Source organism: Mycobacterium sp. E735 (assembly GCF_001666955.1).
In the GTDB taxonomy this organism is placed as follows: domain Bacteria; phylum Actinomycetota; class Actinomycetes; order Mycobacteriales; family Mycobacteriaceae; genus Mycobacterium.
Window position 1 is genome coordinate 1 of sequence record NZ_LZIX01000333.1, and the last position, 575, is coordinate 575.

1 protein-coding gene is annotated in these 575 nt (G+C 67.7%); it reads right to left on the bottom strand.

All coding sequences use genetic code 11. From position 1 onward, the window contains the following. Positions 1-575 (bottom strand): condensation domain-containing protein (locus A5704_RS26840; RefSeq protein WP_156737771.1); only part of this gene is annotated, 575 nt, incomplete at both ends.

Sequence of the window (575 nt, forward strand, 5' to 3'; positions counted from 1 at the left end):
CGCCCGATTACCGATCACCTCAAGACGCGCACGCTCGGCCTCATCCAGCACCTCGATCGACGAGATACGCCGCGCGGGGTCGGCCGTGACGGCCACCAGCACCCGCCTGAACTGCTCGATCAGCCTCTCGACGCTGCCGATGTCGAACACGTCGGTGCGGAACTCCACCGCCCCCCCGATGCCGGCGGGCTGCCCGTCCTCGGTCCAGCGCTCGGCCAGCGAGAACACCAGATCCATTCGGGCGACCTGGGTGTCGACGGGCTCCGGCGTGACCCGCACGTCTCCCAGCGCCAGCCCGGCGGCCGGACCGTCATGCTGCCAGGGCAGGTTCTGCCAGGCCAAGACGACTTGGATCAGGGGGTGGTGGGTCAGGCTGCGGGTGGGGTGCAGCCGTTCGACGAGGACTTCGAAGGGCACATCCTGGTGCTCATAGGCGGCCAGGCTGCGCTGTCGTACCTGGGCCAACACCTCAGCCACGGTCGGATTTCCACCCAGGTTGGTGCGCAACACCAGCGTGTTGACGAAAAATCCGACCAACTCATCAAGCGCGGGATCACGGCGCCCGGCGATCGGAA